Origin of the sequence: Rhizobium sp. Root708 (assembly GCF_001429725.1) — a bacterium.
GTDB lineage: Bacteria > Pseudomonadota > Alphaproteobacteria > Rhizobiales > Rhizobiaceae > Rhizobium.
Genome location: NZ_LMHV01000041.1, coordinates 317,892 through 338,120, shown reverse-complemented (window position 1 = coordinate 338,120; position 20,229 = coordinate 317,892). Strand labels below are relative to the sequence as shown.

Genomic DNA, 20,229 nt, shown 5'->3' with positions numbered 1-20,229 from the left:
AAGCTGGTGGCTATTTGGGGCGCCGCGCGTCCTTGGGGGTGAAACCGAAGCGGCGCTTGAAGGCGGTCGAGAAATTCGCGGCGCTGGTATAGCCGGCCATGTATGCCGCCTGCGCGATCGACAGTTCCTCGTTTTCGAGCGCAAGCCGAGCCTGCTCGAGTCTCCTGGCGCGGACATAATGAAAGACGGTCGTGTCATGGGCGGTATGGAAGAGACGCTGCAGCGTGTTGACCCCGACCCCAGCCCTTGCGGCGATTTCCTCCAGCGAAAGCGGATCGGTGGTGCCGGCAATCAGTTCTTCGGCCAGCATCAGGCGGCGTCTTTCGGCGACCGTGAGGCCGCTGCGCCCGTCGGCCGGATTATGATCCTCGGACAGCATGCCGAAAGCCTCTCCGATAATGCCGAGCACACGGCTTTCGATGTAGAGGCGGCTGAGGCAAGTATCTATCGCCGGAGGACGGATCACCTGTTCGGCAAGCGCCAAGAGAGAAGCGCTGGGTGTCCATGAGCGGGCCGCAAGTGTTTGAGCCGTAAAGCGCTTGATGCCACTGGCGCTTGCATCGGAGAATACGTCGCCCGATTCCAGCCATTCAGGAAAAATCTTTATCGTCAGTTTGCGCACCCGGTCGCCGATTGCCGCGCGCCGCCGAAAGACCTCTGGGCCTTTCTGGTGGAAAAGCGTGGCCGACGGCGTCCAGCAATCGCGATCGTGCCTGCGCGGCATCGGAATGTCCTGGTTTCCGATGCTCGCGGCAACGCCGCCCCGGAAGAACAGCTTGATGCCGAGATGCGCCGGCGCCTCCGTTTCGGTGTGGAGATCGCAAAGGTTCGTGACATCGGAATAGTGCACGCTGAGGCCGGATCTGATCGCGGTCTTGCTGAAGCTGCCTTTCAGGAGGGCCTTGTCGGATTCGATATTGGAGTTCAGCAGCCGGAAGGAACGGTTTCCTGCCTGCATCTGCCCAAAGAATTCATGCGCCTTTAACAGAGAGCTCATTGGGCAACTTTATCCGTTTTTGAAACCGGGCGGCGCTCAGCGTTCCGAACTCAAACAAAACTGGCGTTTTCTCAAACAAGTTCATCATGGCCATGCCGTCGCAAATGCGTATAACGCCAAAACATGACAACTTCCATCATCTTTTTCAATCGTGATGGATGCGCGCTACCAGAGAAGCATTCGCGAGGGATAAATGACTTACCGACAGATCGTTGCAGGGTTGCTGGCCGGATCGGCGAGCCTCTTTGCGGTGACGACGGCCATGGCCGAAGATCAAACTGCGACGGACCTGCAGAAGATCACGATCGCGGCAGAGAAAGGTACGGATAGCGGCCCTGTCGCCAAGCGATCACGCGCGGGCACGAAGACGGACACCGCCATCATTGAGACGCCTCAGTCTGTATCGGTCGTAACGAGCGAGCAGTTCGAGAAGCAGGGCGCGACAAGCGTGTCGTCGGCGCTTCGCTACGAGCCCGGCGTGACCACCGGCTCGCGCCCCGGCGATCGCTTTGATAGCGTCTTTATCCGCGGCTTCGGTGGCTTCGGCGGCAACGCCAACTACGTTCACTACTGGGATGGTCTGCGGCTGCCGACGGGCATCAACTATGATGTGCCGTCGATCGATCCGTATCTGCTCGACGGTATTGAAATCACGCGCGGACCGGCATCCGTTCTGTACGGTTCGGGAAATCCAGGCGGCATCGTCAATCTTGTCAGCAAGGAACCGCAATCGGAAAGTGCCAACGAGGTGTTCACGCGTTTCGGCAATGACGGCCGCGCCGAAGCCGGCTTCGACTTTACCGGACCGGCTGATGACAGCGGTGACCTGCTGTATCGGCTGACCGGCGTCGGGCGCCTTTATGATCTCGGCTTCGATTACTCCGACAGCAAGAGGATCGCCATCGCGCCCTCGCTGACCTGGTCGCCGGACGAGGACACGACCTTGACGATCAAGGCGAGCTATACCCGCGACCCGAATGCGGCCCTGACAAACTGGATGCCTGCTCTCGGAACGCTGCAGACAAATCCGAACGGCCAGATTCCCTACGACTTCTTCAGCGGCAATCCGAATTACAATTCTTTCGCGCGGACGCAGGCCACCATCGGCTACGAACTGGAGCATCGTTTCAACGAAGTCTGGACGGCCAGGCAGAATTTGCGAATGATGCACAGCGAAAGCGAGTTCAAGGCTTACTCAGTCGTGCCGAACGCGAATGCCTGGGCTGCGGCCGCAAGCTGCGGCGGCGTCGCCTACCTTTGCATCGGGCGCCAGTCGACGCATTACGTCGAACAGTTCAATGCGCTTGCCATCGACAATCAGCTTCAGGCTGATTTCGACACCGGAGCGCTCGAGCACAAGGTTCTCTTCGGCCTCGATTATCAGCTCATCGACGCCCGTTCGACCTATGGCAATGGGGCGACGACCTATATCAACTACCTCAATCCGGTTTATGAGGCTGCGCCGAGCGTGGCTTTCACCGGCCAACAGGACCAGACCCGTCGGCAGACCGGCGTCTACATTCAGGATCAGGTAAAGGTCGATAACTGGGCGTTCGTGCTCGCTGGTCGCAATGATTGGTCGTCCATCGACAGCGCGACCACGACATTTTCAAGTGGTGCGGTGAAAGAGGTCGATACGACCGACAGCGCGTTCACCTGGAAAGCCGGACTGCTCTACGAGTTCGACAACGGGATCGCACCTTATGCAAGCTATGCCACCTCGTTCGATCCGACCATGGGCACCGGCTATGGTGGCACGCCTTTCAAACCGACGACCGGGCAGCAGTATGAAGTCGGGATAAAGTACCAGCCGACCAATTTCGACGGGCTCTTCACCGTCGCGCTCTATGACCTGACGCAACAGAACGTCCTGACGACGGACACCGTGCATACCAGTACCAACACGACGCTCACCGGCTGCACTTCTACCACCTGCCAGACCCAGACCGGCGAAGTCCGATCACGCGGTGTCGAATTGGGAGCGAAGTTCGCGATCCTCGATGGGCTGAACCTCAGTGCCGCCTATACCTACGCCGATGTTGAAGTCACCAGGAGCAATGTCGCGTCGACGCTCGGCAAGACCCCTGTTGGCGCTCCCGCTCATATGGCGAGCCTTTGGACGGACTACACGATCGGCCAAGGCGCACTGGAGGGCCTGAACTTCGGCGCGGGCGTTCGCTACATGGGCTCGACGAACGGCGACGCCGCGAATACGACCGCCATGAAGGTTCCCGCCTACACGTTGTTCGATGCGGCAGTCAGCTATGACTTTGGCAACTACGACCCGAAGATGAAGGGCTTCCAGCTGGCGGTTAACGCCACCAACCTCTTCAACAAAGAGTATGTCGCAGCCTGCGCGTCGATGTATCAGTGCTTCTATGGCACCGGCCGTGTCGTCATGGCGACAGCCACCTACAAATGGTAATGAGCATGAGAGCGATCCTCGTCCGCAAATATCATCACGCCGGAAGGTTTTTCGCTCTCGTCGCGTCAGCGCTGCTTTTGCTGACCTTCGTCTCCGGGGCTTCGGCGGCGATCACCGTCACGGACATCAAAGGCCGGCAGGTTTCGCTGCCGAAGCCTGCTCACCGGCTTGTCATCGACGACGGGCGGATGATCATCGCGCTGGGCTTTCTGACCGACGATCCGGTTTCGATGATTGCGGCATGGCCGCACGATGTCGATCGCTTCGGGCGCGAGCTTTACGCCGACTACCAGAAGCGGTTCCCGCAGATCGACGCGCTGCCAAAATCGACGAGCAATGCGCAGGACATGGCCGTCGAGCAGATTCTGGCCGGTCGCCCCGATGCGGTGGTGTTGTCGGTCTTCTCGCATCCGGCGGAAGAACAGCTGAAGCAGCTGGATGACGCCGGCATCCCCGTCATCTTCGTGGATTTTGTCACCAACCCGCTGAAGAACACCGATATCAGTCTCGAGATTCTGGGGACGATAACCGGCCGCGAAGAGCAGGCGCAACGCGTTGTCGAACTGCGTCAGCAACATAGAGCGCTGATCGCGCAGCGTGCGCGTGATGTCGCGGTTTCAGACAAACCTTCCGTATTTCTGGAGCCACATGCCTCAACACAGGAAGCATGCTGCAATTCTCCGGGCGGTGCGGGCATCGGAACCTTCATCGATTTTGCCGGAGCGCGCAATATCGGCGACATCCTCAAGGGCAAGCCGTCAGGTCAGCTCAGCCCGGAGTACATCCTGGCCTCGAAGCCGGAGGTCTATATCGCGACCGGCGGAGAATACATGAAAAGCCGTGGTGGGCTTCTGGTCGGTCCGCGCTTTGACGCGCAGATGACGAGCCTGTCCCTGCAGCAACTGTTGGAGCGTCCCGGCTTTGCCGCGCTCCCGGCTGCACAGGATCATGCCGTTCACGGTTTTTCGCAGCAGCTGTTCAACTCGCCGCTCGATATGCTTGCCCTCGAACTCATCGCCAAGTGGTCGCATCCGAAGCTGTTTGCCGATCTGGATGTCGAGGAAACACGGCGCGCGTTAAATGCTCTGTCGGCTGTGCCGCTCAGCGGCCTCTATTGGACGGAATAGTGCGGACCATGCGCAAAGATAAAACCGTGGGGATGCCCGGAGAACCGCGTGGCCGGTATGGCGACGACGCTTGCGATCGATCGGATACCCCCAGCGAGCTTCCGCTGGAGGCCACGCCGCTGTTTCTCCCGGACTGTCGTCGGTTTGTCCTGCGAGCCGATGAGACCGGTCTCGAATACGAGATATTCATCTATGTGCCTGACCTGCCGGCACCGCCCGCCGGCTTTCCTGTCTTCTATGTGCTCGACGCCAATGCGGACTTCGTCACAGTTGCTGAAACTGTCCGTCGTGTTTCGCGACGGTCGTCCGCGACCGGAATCTGTCCCGCGATCGTGGTCGGTATCGGTTATCCCAACACGACAAGTTATGCCGCCGACCGTCGCTACTTTGACTTTACGCGGGGACCGGCGGCAAGCGCGTCGACGGATGTTCCTGCAGACATATTTGGTGGCCAAGCAGCCTGCATCAGGCTCATAAGTCAGCAGCTTTTGCCGATGATTGCTGCGCAGTTTCCTGTCCACCAGACACGGCGTGCGTTGCTTGGACATTCGCTTGCCGGTCATTTTGTCTTGGAAGTTCTGGCGCAACAGCCTGCGCTTTTCGATGGCTATATCGCCTTCAGTCCGTCCATCTGGTGGGACCAGCAGCGGTTGGTGGATAGCCTCAGCGATGGAAAGACTACGAATCCTCTTCGGCTCTATGTCGCGTCCGGCCGTTGGGAGCAGGACCTTGCACCATGGCAAGACCTGGCGACGCTGAGCGCCTCATATCATGCTTTGCGCCAGCAGCGTCGCATGGTCGACAACGCCCGTGACTTCGCGCGGAAAGTCGAGACGTCGTTCGGCGCAAACGCAGATGTTCGTTTTGAGATTGGCGAGGACGAGGACCACGCTACGATCATGACGACCTTGCTGACGCGTGCGCTGCGGTTCGTTGCGATGGGCTGGTTGGACTGAGCTGCCGGGGGCCGTCACACGCCTTCGCCTTACTCCGGCTTCACTGCCACGATCGCGTAGCGGTGCTGCAGTCCACGCGCCAGCGCCTTGAAGTAATTCCAGTTCTTCGCCTGGCTTTTGTGGATCCGGCGGAGGTCGCTGTCGATGGCCACGGGAGCAAACCCTGCCTTCTTCAGGAGATTCGCGACCGCCTCGGCTCTCGCACCTTCGGAAAAATGGACACGCGCCAGGATGCTCTTGTGCTGTTGCGCGAGTTCCTGTGGAGCATGCAGGGGATCGGTTTTCAAAAGGCCGGCGCGTTCCAGCCATGTCGCCAACTGCCGGACCGCGCGCTCGGCACGCCCGACGTTGACGAAGTCGCCATCAACGACAAGCAGCCGGCCGCCTGGTTTCAGCACGCGGAACCACTCGCGAAAGCAGGCCTCCGGATCCACCAGCGTCCAGACAAGATGGCGATTGATGACCACATCGTATGTGTCGGCGGCCTCCATCGTGCGCTCGGCGTCGCCGACAAAGAAGCTGATGGCGCGCCCGCGTGCCTTGGCCTTGGCGCGAGCCCGCTCAAGCATCGCTTCGGACCAGTCGATCCCGGTTACCTGGTAGCCGAGATCGTCCATGAGGTGGGAGATGACGCCGGTGCCGCTGGCAAGGTCCAGCGCTTTGCGCCCATCGCCCTGACCCAGATGCTTGAGAAGCAACGCATGCCAAGCCTGTCGCTCCTCTTCGGAGAAGATCTCGTGACCGGGAGATTGGTCGAAGGTTTCGGAGCGTCGGGACCAATAGTCCTTGATCTCGTCGCGCAAGCCATGATTGTGCCCTTGCATTTCCACGTCCCTTTCAAGCCCGTCACCGTTTCGAACTCTTCTAAAAGATAAAACTTGACGCTTCCAATCATAAAATAAATACAGGGCGCAATTTCCACCGGAGTTCTCTCGATGCGAATGACCCTTAGAGTCGCAGCCGTTTCCGTCGGCATGCTGATGTCGGCTGCTTGGCCGACGCTTGCCGATACCATCACGTTGAAAGACGTCACCGGTCGCGACGTTAAGGTCGATGTTCCTGTAAAGCACATCATTCTCGGAGAGGGACGGCAGATCTACTTCCTCGCGGCGCTGGACAAGACAAATCCTTTCGAGCACGTGGTTGGCTGGCGTGACGATCTGCCGAAGGCCGATCCGGAAACTTACGACGCCTATCTCGCAAAGTATCCCGAAATCGCCAAGCTTCCGACATTCGGCGGCATGAAGGACGGAACCTTCGATATCGAGCAGGCCGTCGCGCTGAAGCCGGATGTCATCCTCATGAACGTCGACGCCAAGACGGCGACCGAAGAGGCTGGTTACATCGAAAAGCTCGGCAAGGTCGGAATTCCTCTCGTGTATGTCGACTTCCGCGAGAAGCCGATGGAAAACACCGAGCCCAGCATGCGGATCATGGGTCAGTTGATGGGCAAGGAACAAGTTGCCGAGGATTTCATCAGCTTCCGGGCTGACAGCATCAAGCGCGTTACCGACGTGCTGGCGAAGGAAAATCCGCCGAAGCCGGTTGTTTTCGTGGAACGGGCAGGCGGCTACTCGGATGATTGCTGCATGTCCTTCGGCAACGAGAATTTCGGCAAGATGGTCGAGATCGCCGGCGGCAGTAACATGGCCAAGGGCATCATCCCCGGCACATTCGGAACCGTGAACCCGGAACAGATCATCGCATCGAACCCGGACCAGATCATCGTGACCGGCGGCATGTGGGATGCATATGTTCCCGGCGGCAAGTGGGTCGGTGTCGGCTACGGCGCTGATCTGAAGGAAGCACGGCGCAAGCTGGAAGGGCTGACCGAGCGCCCGGCCTTCACCGGCGTCAAGGCGGTAAAGGACGGCAACGTCCACGCCATCTGGCACCAGTTCTACAACAATCCCTATCAGTTCGTGGCCATCCAGGAGATCGCCAAGTGGCTGCACCCGGATCTCTTCCAGGATCTCGACCCGGAAGCCACGTTCAAGGAGCTGCACACCCGCTTCCTGCCGCTGGACTACAAGCCTGGCTACTTCGTTTCGCTGAAGGATAATTGATAATGGCGGACGCGGCGCTTCAGCCGATCGCAACGGGGCGGGAGCGCTATCGCGCTCTCGCCTTGCGGCGTATTGTGATCCTCTGTCTCCTGACAGTTGCGCTTGCATTCAGCATTGCCGCCGACATGGCTCTCGGCCCTGCGAACTATAGCCTCAAGGAGGTCCTTGCGGCGCTCTTCGATCCGGCGACGGCGGGCGACCAGTTGCGCGTCGTCATCTGGGATATTCGCATGCCCATCGCGTTGATGGCGGTTACGGTAGGGGCCTCTCTCTCCGTTGCCGGCGCTCAGATGCAGACGATCCTCTCCAATCCGCTGGCGAGCCCGTTCACATTGGGTATCTCGGCAGCCGCCGGTTTCGGCGCGGCGCTTGCACTCGTGGGCGGCGTGGCGATCTTTCCGGGCGCGGTCGAATACATGGTGCCGATCAATGCCTTCCTGATGGCTATGCTCGCAGCACTTTTCATCCATTTCGCTTCCACGATGCGCGGCGTGACGGTCGAAACGATCGTTCTTCTCGGCATCGCCCTCGTCTTCACCTTCAACGCAGCGCTCTCCCTGCTGGAATATCTGGCGTCCGAGCAGGCGCTGGCCGCCGTGGTTTTCTGGACCATGGGCAGCCTGACGAAGGCGACGTGGAGCAAGGTCTACGTCACGGCTGCCATTCTTGTGGTGACGCTGCCGCTCTTCGTGCGCAATGCCTGGGCGCTGACGGCGCTTCGGTTGGGTGACGACAAGGCGGCAAGCATGGGCGTGAACGTCCGCGGGCTTCGGCTGCGGACCATGTTGACGGTGAGCCTTTTGGCCGCCATCCCGGTTTCCTTCGTAGGAACGATCGGCTTCGTCGGTCTGGTTGGTCCGCATATCGCGCGCATGCTGGTGGGTGAGGATCAGCGCTTCTTCCTTCCCGGCGCGGTCATCGCAGGCGCATTGCTGCTGTCCGTGACGTCGGTTGTCAGCAAGATCCTCATTCCCGGTGCGATCCTGCCGATCGGCGTCATAACGGCGGTCGTTGGCGTTCCCTTCTTCTTCGTTCTCATTTTCAGCAACAGGAGGCGGGCTTGGTAGCTCTTAGCCTGAAGCAGGTCGGCGCCTCGTATGGCCGTGTGACGGTCCTTTCGAATGTCGGCATCGATACGCTGAAAGCGGGAAGTTTGACGGCCGTTGTCGGGCCGAACGCTGCGGGCAAATCCACATTGTTCAAGCGGATCGCCGGCCTCATCTCCGGTCCGGGGCTGGTCGAACTGTCGGGCTCCGCGAACAACGACCGCGCCATCTGCTACATGCCGCAGGATACCGGTGCGAACGCAGTGCTGACCGTCTACGAGTCGGTTCTTCTGGCGGCGAAGCAGGGTGGCAGCTGGCGTGTCCACGACGGCGAGCTTTTCGAAATCGATGCCATTTTGCGGGCGTTGCGGATCGAGGATTTGGCTTTCCGTGGCCTTGGCGAACTTTCCGGCGGGCAGCGGCAGCTCGTTTCGCTTGCGCAGGCGCTGGTTAGGAAACCCGAGGTTCTGCTGATGGACGAGCCAACCTCGGCGCTCGATCTTCATCGCCAGATCGAGGTCCTGGGCTTCGTGCGCGATCTGGCCGGCAAGACCGGCATGATTGTCCTCGTCGCCTTGCACGATCTGAACCACGCGCTGCGCTATTGCGAGCAGACCATCGTGATTGCAGGAGGCAACATGGTGGTAAGCGGTGAGACAGAAGAGGTCATCAATTCCGACATGCTGCGGGAGATCTACAAGGTTCAGGCCCGGATCGAGACCTGCTCGCAGGGCCAGAAGTTCCTTCTTGTCGACGGTATTGCACCTTAGCGATCTAACTGTGCGAAGGAGGGATGCGAGGTCGCGTCCCCGTGTTTACGCAGATTCTCTCAACTGGAGCTCCGCCTTGAGAAGAATGCGCCCATCCGGCGGGAAGTCGCTTCGCGGCCCTGTCGGCTCTCCGAGCTTGTGCAACAACAGCTCGATCGCCAGCCGTCCGATATCATTGTAGTTCTGCGCAACCGTCGTGATCGGCGGACAGGCGTAGCGGGAAAGCGGATGGTCGTCGTGGCCTGCCACCCGCAGATCGCAACCCGGTGCATGGCCGACCTTCAGGCCCGCTTGGTAGGCGGCGGAAATGACACCGAACGCCATGCGGTCGTTCGCGCACAAGACGGTTCGCGTCGGAAAGCCGCCTTCGCGAAAAATTCGCTGGGTCTGTTCAAAGCCGAAACGTTCGAAGTCCCACGAGCGCTGCGGCTCAAGTTCGAGGACGATTGGCTCGAGTTTCAAAAGCTTCATCGAGCGGCGGAACGCCTGCTCGCGTGTGCGGGCATTGTTGTTGACCGACGGCATCGGGAAGTAGCAGGGCTGCTCGCCCGAGCGCGACAAATAATCGACGATCAGCTGGAAACTCTGCTCGTTGTCGGTGCCGACGAAGGACGAACTCTCGTCGAGCGGCGAGTCCACGTAGACCAGCGGTATGCTGTCGCCAAGCGCGGCGAGGGTGTCGTGATGGGAGTCTACCCCGAGTGGAGCGATGATGGCGCCGGCCACGTTCATCGACTTGAAGGTCTCGATGGCGCGGTCTTCCATTTCCGGATTGCCGTCGGAGGACAGAACGAAGGCGAGAAATCCAGCCTCGTTGGCGATCAGTTCGATGCGCCGTGTCAGCGCCATGTAGAAGGGATCGGTCGAGTTCGGGATGATGACCCCGAGAATGTTGGTGCGACGTCGGTTCAGATTGACGGCGAAAATATTTGGTCTGAAGCCGGATTGCTTGACGGCGATTTCAATCAGATCACGCGTCTTGCCGCGAACCGACTTGGGATCGTTGAAATACTTCGAAACGGTCGGCCTGGACAGGCCAACGAATTCCGCGAAGTCTTCCATCGTCTTGATTGGTTTATCCAATTTTTTCTCCCGCAGCACGATCGTCATATCCGTTGGAAAGAGCGTCGCCTGTCAACTGAAAAGGCGACACCATCCCCAGCGGCGAGGAACATCGATACCGCTATGCCTTGCAGGCCTCGAAGTAGTCTTCGAGCACCAGATCGATCGCACCGACGATCAGCCCGGTTGCGGTTGGAGCGACCTTGCCGTCGCGCACCAGCGGGTAGAGCCGCTGCAGGTACTGGCTTATCATTGTCTCCGGAATGTCCGTGTCGCCAAAAAGCTCTAGCAAATTCGAAACGGCAGCCGAGATCTTCGGCTGTGGCCAGTAGTAGCGGATACGATCGCTATAGGAGAAATGGCGCTGCAGATGCTGCTCCTCGTCAGAGCCGTGGTAGTACTTGTTCCAGTTGCCTGGATCCGAAACCATGACGTCCTCGGCGACCTGCAAAAGCGTGGCGGTTCGACTGTCACCGAAGAGGAATGTCGCAATCTGGTCGAGGCCGTAGAGCGCTTCGCGCAGCGCGAAAGTCAGCCCTGGCCCGACCTTCAGGATCGCAAAGCCATCAGCGACCAGATCGCGTAGCGCGGCGCGCGTCTGGTAGTCGGTCGAATGTGCCTCGAAAACGAGCCCGGGAAGGCCCGCCAGGCTTTCGCTCAGGGCTTTCGCCTTCTGTCTGTCGTAGGCGATGACGTTGTGATTGCCGAATTCGACACCGGGTTGAACGACGACACCGACAGCCCTTTGGAAAGCGTCCTTGACGCCAGCCGCTTCGAATGCGCGTGCGTGGATACGAACCGTTTCGGCTGCCGCATCGGGCTTCGTCGGCTCCAGTTCTTCGATCTCTTCCATCGCCCCGCCCGGGATCGGGACTTCGGTTCCGATGATGTAGACGGGTTGCGGGCCAGCGGCGTCAACAATTGCCTCTTCGGCCGCTCTGGCAAGCCGCGCCGCCCGCGCAGCCGTTACCTCGTCGCTGAGGGCCACCGGCTCGCCGGCGCAGCCCATGCTGGTGTCGAGATGCAGTTTGGTGAAACCGGCCCTTGCATAGGCGCGGATCATGGTCTCGGCCTTCTCCATCGCCGCGTCGGCACTCATCGCCTTCCAAGGGTTGGGTCCGAGATGGTCACCGCCGAGGATGACGTCGGTCATCGGGAAGCCCGTCTTGGCGGCGATCTGTTCGACGAAGGCGCGGAAGTCTGCGGGCGTCATTCCGGTGTAGCCGCCGTCCTGGTTGACCTGATTACAGGTCGCTTCGATAAGCAACGGCGACTGGGCTCGCAAGGCGTGCAGCATTGCGGCTTCGATCACGAAGGGATGCGCCGAGCAGACCGATGGAATGCCTTTGAAGCCGGTCTTGCGCTCGCGCCAGGTTGCGATATCGAGAAGGTAATTCTGCGTCATGCGATTGTCTTTCTATGCGGCAAGAAAGGTGTCGATTTCAGCGCGGGTGGAGGCGCCTTCCATGGGGCCGGTCTTGGTGACGGCCAGGGCACCTGCTGCGTTGGCATATCGAAGCGCGGTCTGCGGGGTTTCACCCTCCAGCCACAGGGTTACGAAGGTCGCGCCGAAGCAGTCGCCAGCACCGGTCGGATCGACTTCCGCGAGCTTCATGCCCGGCCGAGTGAGGCTCCCTTTGGCATCGTAGTAGGTCGCGCCGGCGGCACCTTGCTTGAGCACGATTGCCTGGACGCCCTTTGCAAGCAGTTCCTGAACGGCGGCTTCCTCGGTCCGGGCCGAGGCGAAGAGGTAGAGCTCCTCACCGCTCGGAAGAAAGAGGTCTGTTTCCACAATGACGGCCTGAAGGGCTTCGCGCATGCCGGGGCTGTTGAGGATCTCGGGTCGAAGGTTTGGGTCGAACGAGACCGTGCCGCCTCTCGCCTTGATCGCGCGCATTGCCGAGAGAACGGTTTCGATCACGCTCGGTGCGTAGAGCGACGTTCCCATCACATGAAGGTGCGATGCTTCCGCAACGAGTTGCTTGGCAGCGTCGGTGAGTTCGATCGTGCCGCATGCGCTGTGGCGAATATTGAAGACAAACGCCCTGCTTCCGTCGTCACGGTAGCGGACAAATGCGCTTCCGGTCGTGCCGCCGGCAACGACGTTGATACCGGAAATATCGACGCCGTCGGTCTTTAGCCGGTCGATGTTGACCCATCCGAAATCGTCGTCGCCGACCGAAGAGATGATGGCGCAGGGGTGGCCAAGCTTGCCCACCTGATCGATGAAGATTGCCGGTGCGCCTGAGGGAAATGGGCCGATCAACGGAACGGCGGAGCGAAATCCGTTGCCCCGGTCCGTCGCGATGATCTCGACGAGGACTTCACCGATCGTCAGAATTTTTTTCATGGTGTTCTGCCTATTGCTTGGCGCGCTTGGCGCGAACGTCGAGCCAGACGGCGATGAGAATGACGAGGCCCTTCACGATCAGCTGGTAGAAGTAAGGGACCGACAGCATGTTCATGCCGTTGTTCATGACGCCGATGATCAGCGCTCCGATCAGTGTGCCGGTCATGGTGCCGACGCCACCCGCGAGGCTCGTTCCGCCGAGAACCGCGGCTGCGATGGCATCGAGTTCGTAGCTCACGCCAGCGTTCGTTTGAGCGGAAAACAGGCGGGACGAGAGAAGAATGCCACTGATTGCCGCCATAACGCCGGAAATCATGAAAATGGTGATCTTCAGGCGATCGACCTTGATACCGGAGTACAGCGCGGCTTCACGATTGCCGCCGGTCAGATAGGCACGGCGGCCAAAGGTCGTCTTTCCAAGCAGAACCTGATTGAAGACGAAAAGAACGAGGACGATCCAGATGATGATCGGCAATCCGAGGAAGCTTTCCGTTCCGATCGCCGTCCACGTCTCGTTCATGATCATCGCCGGCGCACCGTTGGTCGGCAGGCTGACAAGACCGCGATAGATACCCATCGTCGCGACGGTCACGATGAAGGACGGCAGCAACAGCTTGGCTGTTAATACGCCGTTGATCAGGCCCATCAGGGCGCCGGCAAGCAATGTAAGGACCAGCGCCGGGGCAAACCCCATGCCGTAGGCGAAACACTGCGCGCCGACCATGCCGGCCACGGCGATGATCGAACCGATCGACAGGTCGATTTCGCCGAGGAGAATGACCCACGTCATGCCGAAGGCGGCGATCGCGATGACCGCTACCTGCTGAAGCACGTTCATGAAGTTGGCCACCGACATGAACCGCGGGTTCATGACCGAAAAGATGGCGCAGAGAATGATGAGAGAAAGGAAAATGCCGCCATACTGCTTGAAGATCTTCAAGAGGGCTGCATTGGAGGTCTGTGTCTGGCTCATGATGTCATCCCTGTCGCAAAAGCCATAATCTTTTCGGGTGTCAGATCGCCGTCGACGGCGATGCCGATGAGCTTGCCTTCGTGCATGACCGCGACCCGGTCGCTCATGCCAAGCACTTCGGGCAGTTCCGACGAAATAAGAAGGATCGCCGTTCCGTCCGCGGCAAGTTGACGTATGATCTTGTAGATCTCGAATTTCGCACCGACATCGACGCCGCGTGTGGGTTCGTCGAGGATCAGAACCTTGGGCTTCATCAAAAGCCATTTGGCGAGCACGATCTTCTGCTGGTTGCCGCCCGACAGCGCGCCGGCAGGCGTATCCAACGATCCCGTCTTGATCGACAGGCGGGAAACCTGGGCAATGGCGGAGTCTCGCTCCGAACGGCGACGCAGGAAGCCGAGCTTGTTGGCAAAGTGCTTCAGCGCCACCATCGAAATATTCGTCTCGACGCTCTGGCTGAGGACGAGACCTTCTTCCTTGCGGTTCTCGGTCACGAAACCCAGTCCGTTCTCGATGGCGCGGACGGGAGAACCGAGATCGATTGCCGCGCCGTTCAGACGCACCGTGCCGCCGGCGCGTTTCATGCCGAACAAGGCATTCATGATTTCGGAGCGACCGGAGCCGATCAGTCCAAAGAATCCGAGGATCTCGCCCGGACGGACGGCAAAGGAGACGTCATCGAACTCACCCTCGCGGGTAAGGTTTTTGACGGAGAGGACAGGCGGCACGGAGAGGTCAGGTGCTGCCTGCTCGCGAGCAGGATAGATCTCGTCCATCCGCCGCCCGACCATAAGCGCGATCAGCTCTTCGATGGTCACGCTCTCGCGCTGACGCGTAGTGATGTACTCACCGTCGCGGATCACCGTGATGTCGTCGCTGAGGCGCATGATTTCTTCCATGCGATGCGAGATGTAGATGACGGCCGCGCCGCGCGCCTTGAGACGCTCGATAATCTGGAACAGGATTTCGGCTTCGCTGTCGCTGAGCGACGACGTCGGTTCATCGAGAATGACGACCTTTGCCTCGATGCTGAGCCCTTTGGCGATCTCGACCAACTGACGCTGGGCGATCGACAGGTTGCCGACTTTCTCATCGACGGCGATCGGCAATCCCAATTCCGCTACGATCCGCGCGGCATCCCTGGCGAGCTTTCGATCGTTGATAAAGCCTGCTGTCGCCGGCTCGCGTGTCGCAAGGATATTCTCCGCAACGGTCATGTTGTTGCAGAGGCTGAGCTCCTGAAACACGATCGTCAGGCCAAGTGAGGCCGCCTGCTGCGGATCCGTCGGGTGATAGGGCTGACCATCCAGAGTGATGTCGCCCGATGACGGTTGGTAGACGCCGGCAAGGATCTTCATCAGCGTCGACTTGCCCGCGCCATTTTCGCCGAGGAGCGTGTGGACGCGACCGCGTCGGACGTCCAGTTGCATCGACTTCAGCGCTGCGACAGGGCCAAACGTCTTGGAGATGCTATTGATTTTGAGAATGGTATCTGCGGTGGGCGCATTCATGGCGGCCTCCTTGTCAATCTTTGCAGATGGCTCCGCGCTGCGTATGCGCGGAGCCATCTAGCACGGAGCGGCCCCGTCCTGGGAAAAGGACCGTCCTGGAGCAGATCACTTCTTGACGTAGACGCCGGGCACGATCGGCTGCTCGGCAGGGACTTCTTCGCCGGCGATGACCTTGACGGCCGTGTCGACAGCGGTCTTGCCCATCTGGTCCGGGAACTGCTGGATCACGCCAACCATTACAGGATTGGTGTCGACTGCTTTGCGGGCTTCTTCCATGCCGTCAAAGCCGATGACCTTGACCTGGTTTTCCAGGCCTGCAGCCTTCACAGCCACGGCAGCAGCGAGAGCGGCGTCATCGCCGAAGCCGAAGATGCCGGTGATATCAGGATTTGCCTGCAGCATGTTCTGTGCAGCCGCGAGCGCCTCGGCGCGCGTGATGCCGGTCTGCTGCGCGACGATCTTGATGTCGGGGTGACCGGAGATCGACTTCTTGAAGCCGTCGATGCGGTTCACGACGGACTGGACCGTCGGGTAGTCGATGATCGCAACGTTACCCTTGTCGCCGATTTCCTTTGCCATGAGGTCGCCAGCCTTGACACCACCGGTAAAGTTGTCGGTTCCGATGTGGGAGGTGACCTTCGCGCCAGCTGCGGGGACGTCAACCGTGATCACCTTGATGCCGGCCTTCTCAGCCTTGGCGATCGCAGCGACGACGCCTTGGCTGTCGACGGGCGAGATGACGATGACGCTTACGCCCTTGACGATGAAGTCTTCGACGTCGGCGAGCTGCTTGTTCAGATCCTGGTTCGCGATGGAGATTTCCAGAGGCACGTTCTTTGCCTTGGCTTCCGTCGTCATCGCATTGGCGAGTTCGATGTAGAAGGGATGTTGCTGCGTAAGCAACGACGCACCAATGCCATCCGCATGTGCAGCAAATGCCGACAGGGTGAGTGCAGTGCCCAATGCGAGCGACGCCATGAATGTTTTGATTGCCATGTTTCCTCCCGAGTAGGACTCGGCTTGGGCCTTCATCTTTCGTAGCGCGACCGAGTAGGCCCTCCCGAAACCCGATCGCGCTTTTATACACCATCAAAATTTACGCGTGTCAAATTATAAAGAATCGCAATGAAAGAAAAATGTGGACACACAGAACGTATCGTTGTTTTCATTCCGAATATGTAGCCAGAGGTAGCAGTCTGTTGCATTTGCTCAACACGGGTCCCTGATGCTGCCTGCACTTGACGTGCTTCCGGTGCGCTAATCACAATTCGGCCACGGATCGGACTAGGGGCTGCAGGTGCCAATCATGCCCAACCGAATCGGAAAATCTGAAATTGCATCCCACCACCTTGATCCGCGTGTTCGCAGTAGCGGCCGTGGCGGCTCTTCTTGCCGCCTGCACCCAATCCGGATCGATACCGATCGACGCAAATGCGATCCCGCGTCCAACGGCCAAGCCGCCCGTATCGTCTGAAGTCGAGCGATCCGAGCTTGCGCAAGCCGCGGCGCGTGAGCCGAAGAAGCCGGACTATGCGCAGACCTATGCTGCGCTGGAGGACGGCGAGTATCGCCTGCCTGGAATCGACCATGGTCGGGTTGATCCAACCTATCTGCGCCAGGAAGTGGACTACGCGACGGATGAACCGGCGGGCACCATCATTGTGGATACCAGCCAGAAGTTTCTCTACTTCGTGCTCGGCGACGGCCGCGCGATGCGCTACGGCGTTAGTCTTGGAGCCCAGGGGCGCGGCTGGAAGGGGCGAGCCGTCATCCAGTGGAAGAGAAAGTGGCCAACCTGGACGCCGACGCCGGCCATGATCGCGCGCAATCCGAAGCTTGAGACGTGGAAGCAAGGGATGCCGCCAGGCCTGACGAACCCGCTTGGCGCCCGCGCGCTCTATATCTATCAGGATGGCGTGGACACGCTTTACCGCATCCACGGGTCGCCCGAATGGCAGTCGATCGGAAAGAATGCGTCGTCGGGCTGTGTGCGGATGTTCAATCAGGATGTCATCGATCTCTATGATCGCGTCCGCGGGAAGTCGCAGCTTATCGTCCAATAAACGGGCTCTGCGCGAAACGGGCCGCCTTGGCGGCCCGAATTTACTTTTACGCCAGCGACCGCTCCATGCGATCGAGCGCGTCGTCCAGCAGAACGCGAGGGCATCCGAAATTGAAGCGGATGAAATCGCCGTAGTCATGGCCAAATTCCGAACCGGCACTGAAGCCGACTTTTCCATGCTGCAGGAAGTGCGTGTGCGGGTCGGTCTGAAGCTTCATTGCCGAACAGTCCAGCCAGGCGAGGAAGGTGGCTTCAGCGGGGATCAGGCGGATTTCAGGGAAACGTCTGGCGACTTCGGCCGAGAGATAGTCGCGGTTGCTCGAGAGATAGGCGAGCATATCCGTCTTCCAGCGATCGGCTTTCGAGAATGCCGCAAGCGTTGCTTCCAGACCCAGGATGTTGACGCTATCGACCATCCCAAGCCGCGATTGCATGAATGCGTCGCGCATCGCCTTGTTGCGGATGATCGCGAATGCGGTCTTCAGGCCGGCGATGTTGTAGGTCTTGCTGGCTGCCATCAGCGTGATTGTCCGCTCGGTAGCGTCCTGCGAGAGGCTGGCGATCGGAACGTGGCGGCGGCCATCGAAGAGAAGATCACAGTGGATCTCGTCGGATATGATGAGCGTATCGTTCTTGCGGCAAAGCTCTGCAATGCTCACCAGTTCGTCGCGAGTGAACACCTTGCCGGTCGGGTTCTGCGGATTGCAGAACAGAAGCGCATGCGAGTCGGCGATCTTGCCGGCAAAGGCCTCCATGTCCATGGCATACCCGGCGTCGCTCGCGATCAGGGGTGCATCGATAAGCTGCAGGCCCCAATGGCTTGGTGCGTTGAGGATCGGGCGATAAACGGGCGTCTGGACCAGCACGCCGTCGCCGGGGCGAAGCATCGCCTTCAGCGCCATGTTGAAACCTGGTTCCACGCCCGGCAAAAAGACAATCTCGTCGGGCGAAACTGTCCAGTCGTATTTGCTTTGCATGTCAGCGACGATTTGCGCACGCAGTTCGTCGCGCGCAACGCCATAACCGAGGAGGGGATGTTCGAGACGATTGCGGATCGCGTCCACGATCTCCGGAGCCGCCGGGAAATCCATGTCGGCAACCCACATGGGCAGAACGTCACCGGGGTATTTGCTCCATTTGGAGCTGCCGGTGCCGCGGCGCTCGTGAACGACATCGAAATCGGTCATGCGTGTCATAACCCCTTGATCATACCGCCGTCGACGCGGATGGCGGAGCCTGTCACATAACTTGCCTGAGCGCTTGCCAAAAAGACGGCGACGGCGGCAAATTCTTCCGGCTTGCCGTAGCGGCGCGCGGGAATGTCGTTGCGCGATGCTTCCTGCACGGCTTCCACGCTGGCGCCGCTGTTTTGAGCCTTGATGCCGTCGAGTTCGCGTACGCGGTCCGTGTCGATCCGTCCCGGCAGGATCATGTTGACCGTGACGCCGTGCTGAGCGACTTCGCCCGCCAATGTCTTCGACCAGCCGGCGATCGCGGCGCGGACCCCGTTAGACAGGGCAAGATTGGGGATCGGCTGTTCGATGCCGGAGCTGCCGATGGTAATGATGCGGCCCCACTTGCGCTCGATCATGCCGGGAAGCATCGCGTTGGAGATGTCGAAGATCGACGTGGCCATCGCGTCGAACGCAGAGCGCCAGCTGTCGCGCGTCTGGCCGAGCGCCGGCCCTGCCTTCGGGCCGCCGGAGTTGTTGACGAGAATGTCGACGCCGCCCTGGTCGGAAAGCGTCGCGATCAGAGCCGCGACGGAAGACTGGTCGGCGAGATCGACGGCGACAGGTGTGACATTGGCGTGAGGCGGGATCTTGTCGGCGCTTCGGGCGGCTGCGAATACCTGCACGCCCTCATCGGCCAGACCCCTCGCAATTGCTCCGCCGAGGCCACGACTTGCGCCGAGAACGAGCGCCTTCTTTCCGGAAATCTGCAGATCCATTATGCCAACGCCTCCAACTTGCGTTCCTGTCGTTCGATGAGTTTTTCGACTTCAGCAACCGCCTGCGCGCTGAGCGCCATTCCCGGACGCCGCTGCGCGGCACTCGCGATTGCTCCTCGCTTGGCGAGCACATACTTGCGGACCGCGAGGCCGAGACTCGGCTGCTGTTCGTAACGCATAAGCGGCAGGTAGGCGTCGAAGACATCCTGCGCCGCTTCATGTCTGCCGTCGCGGCTAAGGCGGCAGACGTCCACCATCATCTCAGGGTAGGGGAAGCCCGTCATTGCGCCATCTGCGCCGCGTTGCATTTCCTCCGGCAGAAAGATGCCGGCATTGCCACACAGGATCGAAACGCGCCGACGGCCTTTCGCTTCCGCTTCGCGCAGATCGGTTATCTTCTGGAGGCCCGGCCAGTCCTCGTGCTTCACCATGACGATACCAGGATGCGCTTCGATGATCGCGCCGAGCGTCTTCGAGCTGATCTGGACACTTGTCGAAAGCGGGAAGTCCTGCAGTACGACCGGGACATCGCTGCCGATGGTTTCGACAACATTGCGATAGTAGCCGATGATCTGGTCGTCGGTGCGCAGCAACGAGGGGGGAGCCACCATGACGCCAGCCGCGCCGATATCCATCACCGCTTTCGTCAATTCTCCGATCGCGGCGAGCCCCGGCGCGGAAACGCCGACGACGACGGGGCGGTTGCCCGAGCGCTTTAGCGTCTGGCGCGCGACTTCGATCGACTCCGCCTGCGTAAGCTTTGGCGCTTCGCCCATCATGCCGAGAATGGTCAGGCCATCGGCACCCTTCTCATAGTAGAAATCGACCATGCGATCGATGCTGGTGGCGTCGAGCGATCCATCCTCGTTGAACGGTGTGACGGCGATGACGAAGACGCCTTGGCTGTCTGATGTGATGAGCGGCATGATGGCT

18 protein-coding genes are annotated in these 20,229 nt (G+C 60.0%); 7 read left to right on the top strand and 11 right to left on the bottom strand.

Annotated elements, in window-relative coordinates; all coding sequences use genetic code 11:
• Window positions 1-10: 10 nt before the first annotated feature.
• Complete coding sequence (locus ASE04_RS22490) at window positions 11-997, bottom strand: helix-turn-helix transcriptional regulator (protein WP_056822339.1); 987 nt, start codon at window positions 995-997, stop codon at window positions 11-13.
• Window positions 998-1,190: 193 nt separating this feature from the next.
• On the opposite strand from ASE04_RS22490, the gene ASE04_RS22485 reads away from it, so the two are divergent.
• Genes ASE04_RS22485 through ASE04_RS22475 form a run of 3 tightly spaced genes read left to right on the top strand, consistent with a single transcriptional unit; the run spans window position 1,191 to window position 5,505 of the window.
• Window positions 1,191-3,422, top strand: coding sequence for a TonB-dependent siderophore receptor (locus ASE04_RS22485; RefSeq protein WP_056822335.1), 2,232 nt, complete (start codon window positions 1,191-1,193; stop codon window positions 3,420-3,422).
• 5 nt (window positions 3,423-3,427) lie between these two features.
• Window positions 3,428-4,549, top strand: coding sequence for an ABC transporter substrate-binding protein (locus ASE04_RS22480; protein ID WP_244490475.1), 1,122 nt, complete (start codon window positions 3,428-3,430; stop codon window positions 4,547-4,549).
• An 8-nt stretch (window positions 4,550-4,557) separates the two neighbouring features.
• The gene (locus ASE04_RS22475) at window positions 4,558-5,505 is read left to right on the top strand and encodes an alpha/beta hydrolase (protein WP_082597441.1); all 948 of its coding nucleotides are present in this window, start codon (window positions 4,558-4,560) and stop codon (window positions 5,503-5,505) included.
• A gap of 29 nt (window positions 5,506-5,534) precedes the next feature.
• Here the strand turns inward: ASE04_RS22475 and ASE04_RS22470 are convergent, their stop codons facing one another.
• Entirely contained in the window at window positions 5,535-6,329 is a 795-nt protein-coding gene (locus tag ASE04_RS22470; protein WP_056822326.1) for a class I SAM-dependent methyltransferase, read from the bottom strand.
• Between the two features lie 117 nt (window positions 6,330-6,446).
• Here ASE04_RS22470 and ASE04_RS22465 point away from each other — a divergent pair, with 117 nt between their 5' ends.
• The 3 genes from ASE04_RS22465 to ASE04_RS22455 are packed head-to-tail and all read left to right on the top strand — an operon-like array spanning window position 6,447 to window position 9,387.
• A complete protein-coding gene (locus tag ASE04_RS22465; RefSeq protein WP_443216900.1) occupies window positions 6,447-7,571 on the top strand; it encodes an ABC transporter substrate-binding protein in 1,125 nt (374 codons plus the stop codon).
• A gap of 2 nt (window positions 7,572-7,573) precedes the next feature.
• The gene (locus ASE04_RS22460) at window positions 7,574-8,638 is read left to right on the top strand and encodes a FecCD family ABC transporter permease (protein WP_056822321.1); all 1,065 of its coding nucleotides are present in this window, start codon (window positions 7,574-7,576) and stop codon (window positions 8,636-8,638) included.
• Window positions 8,632-9,387: an ABC transporter ATP-binding protein gene (locus ASE04_RS22455; RefSeq protein ID WP_056822320.1), complete on the top strand. Its 756-nt coding sequence runs from the start codon at window positions 8,632-8,634 to the stop codon at window positions 9,385-9,387. The genes ASE04_RS22460 and ASE04_RS22455 overlap by 7 nt, the downstream gene beginning before the upstream one ends.
• A gap of 45 nt (window positions 9,388-9,432) precedes the next feature.
• On the opposite strand, the gene ASE04_RS22450 is transcribed toward ASE04_RS22455, so the two are convergent.
• The 6 genes from ASE04_RS22450 to ASE04_RS22425 all read right to left on the bottom strand — a co-directional run bounded on the left by ASE04_RS22450 (window position 9,433) and on the right by ASE04_RS22425 (window position 16,279).
• Entirely contained in the window at window positions 9,433-10,449 is a 1,017-nt protein-coding gene (locus ASE04_RS22450; protein ID WP_056822755.1) for a LacI family DNA-binding transcriptional regulator, read from the bottom strand.
• A gap of 121 nt (window positions 10,450-10,570) precedes the next feature.
• Window positions 10,571-11,854, bottom strand: coding sequence for a D-tagatose-bisphosphate aldolase, class II, non-catalytic subunit (locus ASE04_RS22445; protein ID WP_056822317.1), 1,284 nt, complete (start codon window positions 11,852-11,854; stop codon window positions 10,571-10,573).
• A 12-nt stretch (window positions 11,855-11,866) separates the two neighbouring features.
• The gene (locus ASE04_RS22440; RefSeq protein WP_056822314.1) at window positions 11,867-12,799 is read right to left on the bottom strand and encodes a tagatose kinase; all 933 of its coding nucleotides are present in this window, start codon (window positions 12,797-12,799) and stop codon (window positions 11,867-11,869) included.
• Between the two features lie 10 nt (window positions 12,800-12,809).
• Entirely contained in the window at window positions 12,810-13,772 is a 963-nt protein-coding gene (locus ASE04_RS22435) for an ABC transporter permease (protein WP_056822307.1), read from the bottom strand.
• Window positions 13,769-15,283, bottom strand: a complete 1,515-nt coding sequence (locus ASE04_RS22430) for a sugar ABC transporter ATP-binding protein (RefSeq protein WP_056822305.1) — start codon at window positions 15,281-15,283, stop codon at window positions 13,769-13,771. Before ASE04_RS22430 ends, ASE04_RS22435 begins: the two co-directional genes overlap by 4 nt.
• A 105-nt stretch (window positions 15,284-15,388) precedes the next feature.
• A complete protein-coding gene (locus tag ASE04_RS22425) occupies window positions 15,389-16,279 on the bottom strand; it encodes a substrate-binding domain-containing protein (RefSeq protein ID WP_056822303.1) in 891 nt (296 codons plus the stop codon).
• A gap of 338 nt (window positions 16,280-16,617) precedes the next feature.
• Between ASE04_RS22425 and ASE04_RS22420 the strand changes: the two genes are divergently transcribed.
• Window positions 16,618-17,346, top strand: a complete 729-nt coding sequence (locus ASE04_RS22420; protein ID WP_056822301.1) for a L,D-transpeptidase — start codon at window positions 16,618-16,620, stop codon at window positions 17,344-17,346.
• Between the two features lie 46 nt (window positions 17,347-17,392).
• Here the strand turns inward: ASE04_RS22420 and ASE04_RS22415 are convergent, their stop codons facing one another.
• The 3 genes from ASE04_RS22415 to ASE04_RS22405 are packed head-to-tail and all read right to left on the bottom strand — an operon-like array spanning window position 17,393 to window position 20,222.
• Window positions 17,393-18,532 (bottom strand): MalY/PatB family protein, encoded by a 1,140-nt coding sequence (locus ASE04_RS22415; RefSeq protein WP_056822753.1) that lies wholly within the window; start codon window positions 18,530-18,532, stop codon window positions 17,393-17,395.
• Window positions 18,533-18,537: 5 nt separating this feature from the next.
• On the bottom strand, window positions 18,538-19,296 hold the full coding sequence (locus ASE04_RS22410; protein WP_056822300.1) for an SDR family oxidoreductase: 759 nt from the start codon (window positions 19,294-19,296) through the stop codon (window positions 18,538-18,540).
• Window positions 19,296-20,222, bottom strand: coding sequence for a dihydrodipicolinate synthase family protein (locus ASE04_RS22405; protein ID WP_056822299.1), 927 nt, complete (start codon window positions 20,220-20,222; stop codon window positions 19,296-19,298). The genes ASE04_RS22410 and ASE04_RS22405 overlap by 1 nt, the downstream gene beginning before the upstream one ends.
• Window positions 20,223-20,229 lie beyond the last annotated feature (7 nt).

Bases quoted from the DNA above. Each gene is read 5' to 3' on its own strand.
- ASE04_RS22490 (WP_056822339.1), bottom strand. From the start codon at position 997: ATGAGCTCTCTGTTAAAGGCGCATGAATTCTTTGGGCAGATGCAGGCA.
- ASE04_RS22485 (WP_056822335.1), top strand. From the start codon at position 1,191: ATGACTTACCGACAGATCGTTGCAGGGTTGCTGGCCGGATCGGCGAGC.
- ASE04_RS22480 (WP_244490475.1), top strand. From the start codon at position 3,428: ATGAGAGCGATCCTCGTCCGCAAATATCATCACGCCGGAAGGTTTTTC.
- ASE04_RS22475 (WP_082597441.1), top strand. From the start codon at position 4,558: ATGCGCAAAGATAAAACCGTGGGGATGCCCGGAGAACCGCGTGGCCGG.
- ASE04_RS22470 (WP_056822326.1), bottom strand. From the start codon at position 6,329: ATGCAAGGGCACAATCATGGCTTGCGCGACGAGATCAAGGACTATTGG.
- ASE04_RS22465 (WP_443216900.1), top strand. From the start codon at position 6,447: ATGACCCTTAGAGTCGCAGCCGTTTCCGTCGGCATGCTGATGTCGGCT.
- ASE04_RS22460 (WP_056822321.1), top strand. From the start codon at position 7,574: ATGGCGGACGCGGCGCTTCAGCCGATCGCAACGGGGCGGGAGCGCTAT.
- ASE04_RS22450 (WP_056822755.1), bottom strand. From the start codon at position 10,449: ATGGAAGACTTCGCGGAATTCGTTGGCCTGTCCAGGCCGACCGTTTCG.
- ASE04_RS22445 (WP_056822317.1), bottom strand. From the start codon at position 11,854: ATGACGCAGAATTACCTTCTCGATATCGCAACCTGGCGCGAGCGCAAG.
- ASE04_RS22440 (WP_056822314.1), bottom strand. From the start codon at position 12,799: ATGAAAAAAATTCTGACGATCGGTGAAGTCCTCGTCGAGATCATCGCG.
- ASE04_RS22435 (WP_056822307.1), bottom strand. From the start codon at position 13,772: ATGAGCCAGACACAGACCTCCAATGCAGCCCTCTTGAAGATCTTCAAG.
- ASE04_RS22430 (WP_056822305.1), bottom strand. From the start codon at position 15,283: ATGAATGCGCCCACCGCAGATACCATTCTCAAAATCAATAGCATCTCC.
- ASE04_RS22425 (WP_056822303.1), bottom strand. From the start codon at position 16,279: ATGGCAATCAAAACATTCATGGCGTCGCTCGCATTGGGCACTGCACTC.
- ASE04_RS22415 (WP_056822753.1), bottom strand. From the start codon at position 18,532: ATGACCGATTTCGATGTCGTTCACGAGCGCCGCGGCACCGGCAGCTCC.
- ASE04_RS22410 (WP_056822300.1), bottom strand. From the start codon at position 19,296: ATGGATCTGCAGATTTCCGGAAAGAAGGCGCTCGTTCTCGGCGCAAGT.
- ASE04_RS22405 (WP_056822299.1), bottom strand. From the start codon at position 20,222: ATGCCGCTCATCACATCAGACAGCCAAGGCGTCTTCGTCATCGCCGTC.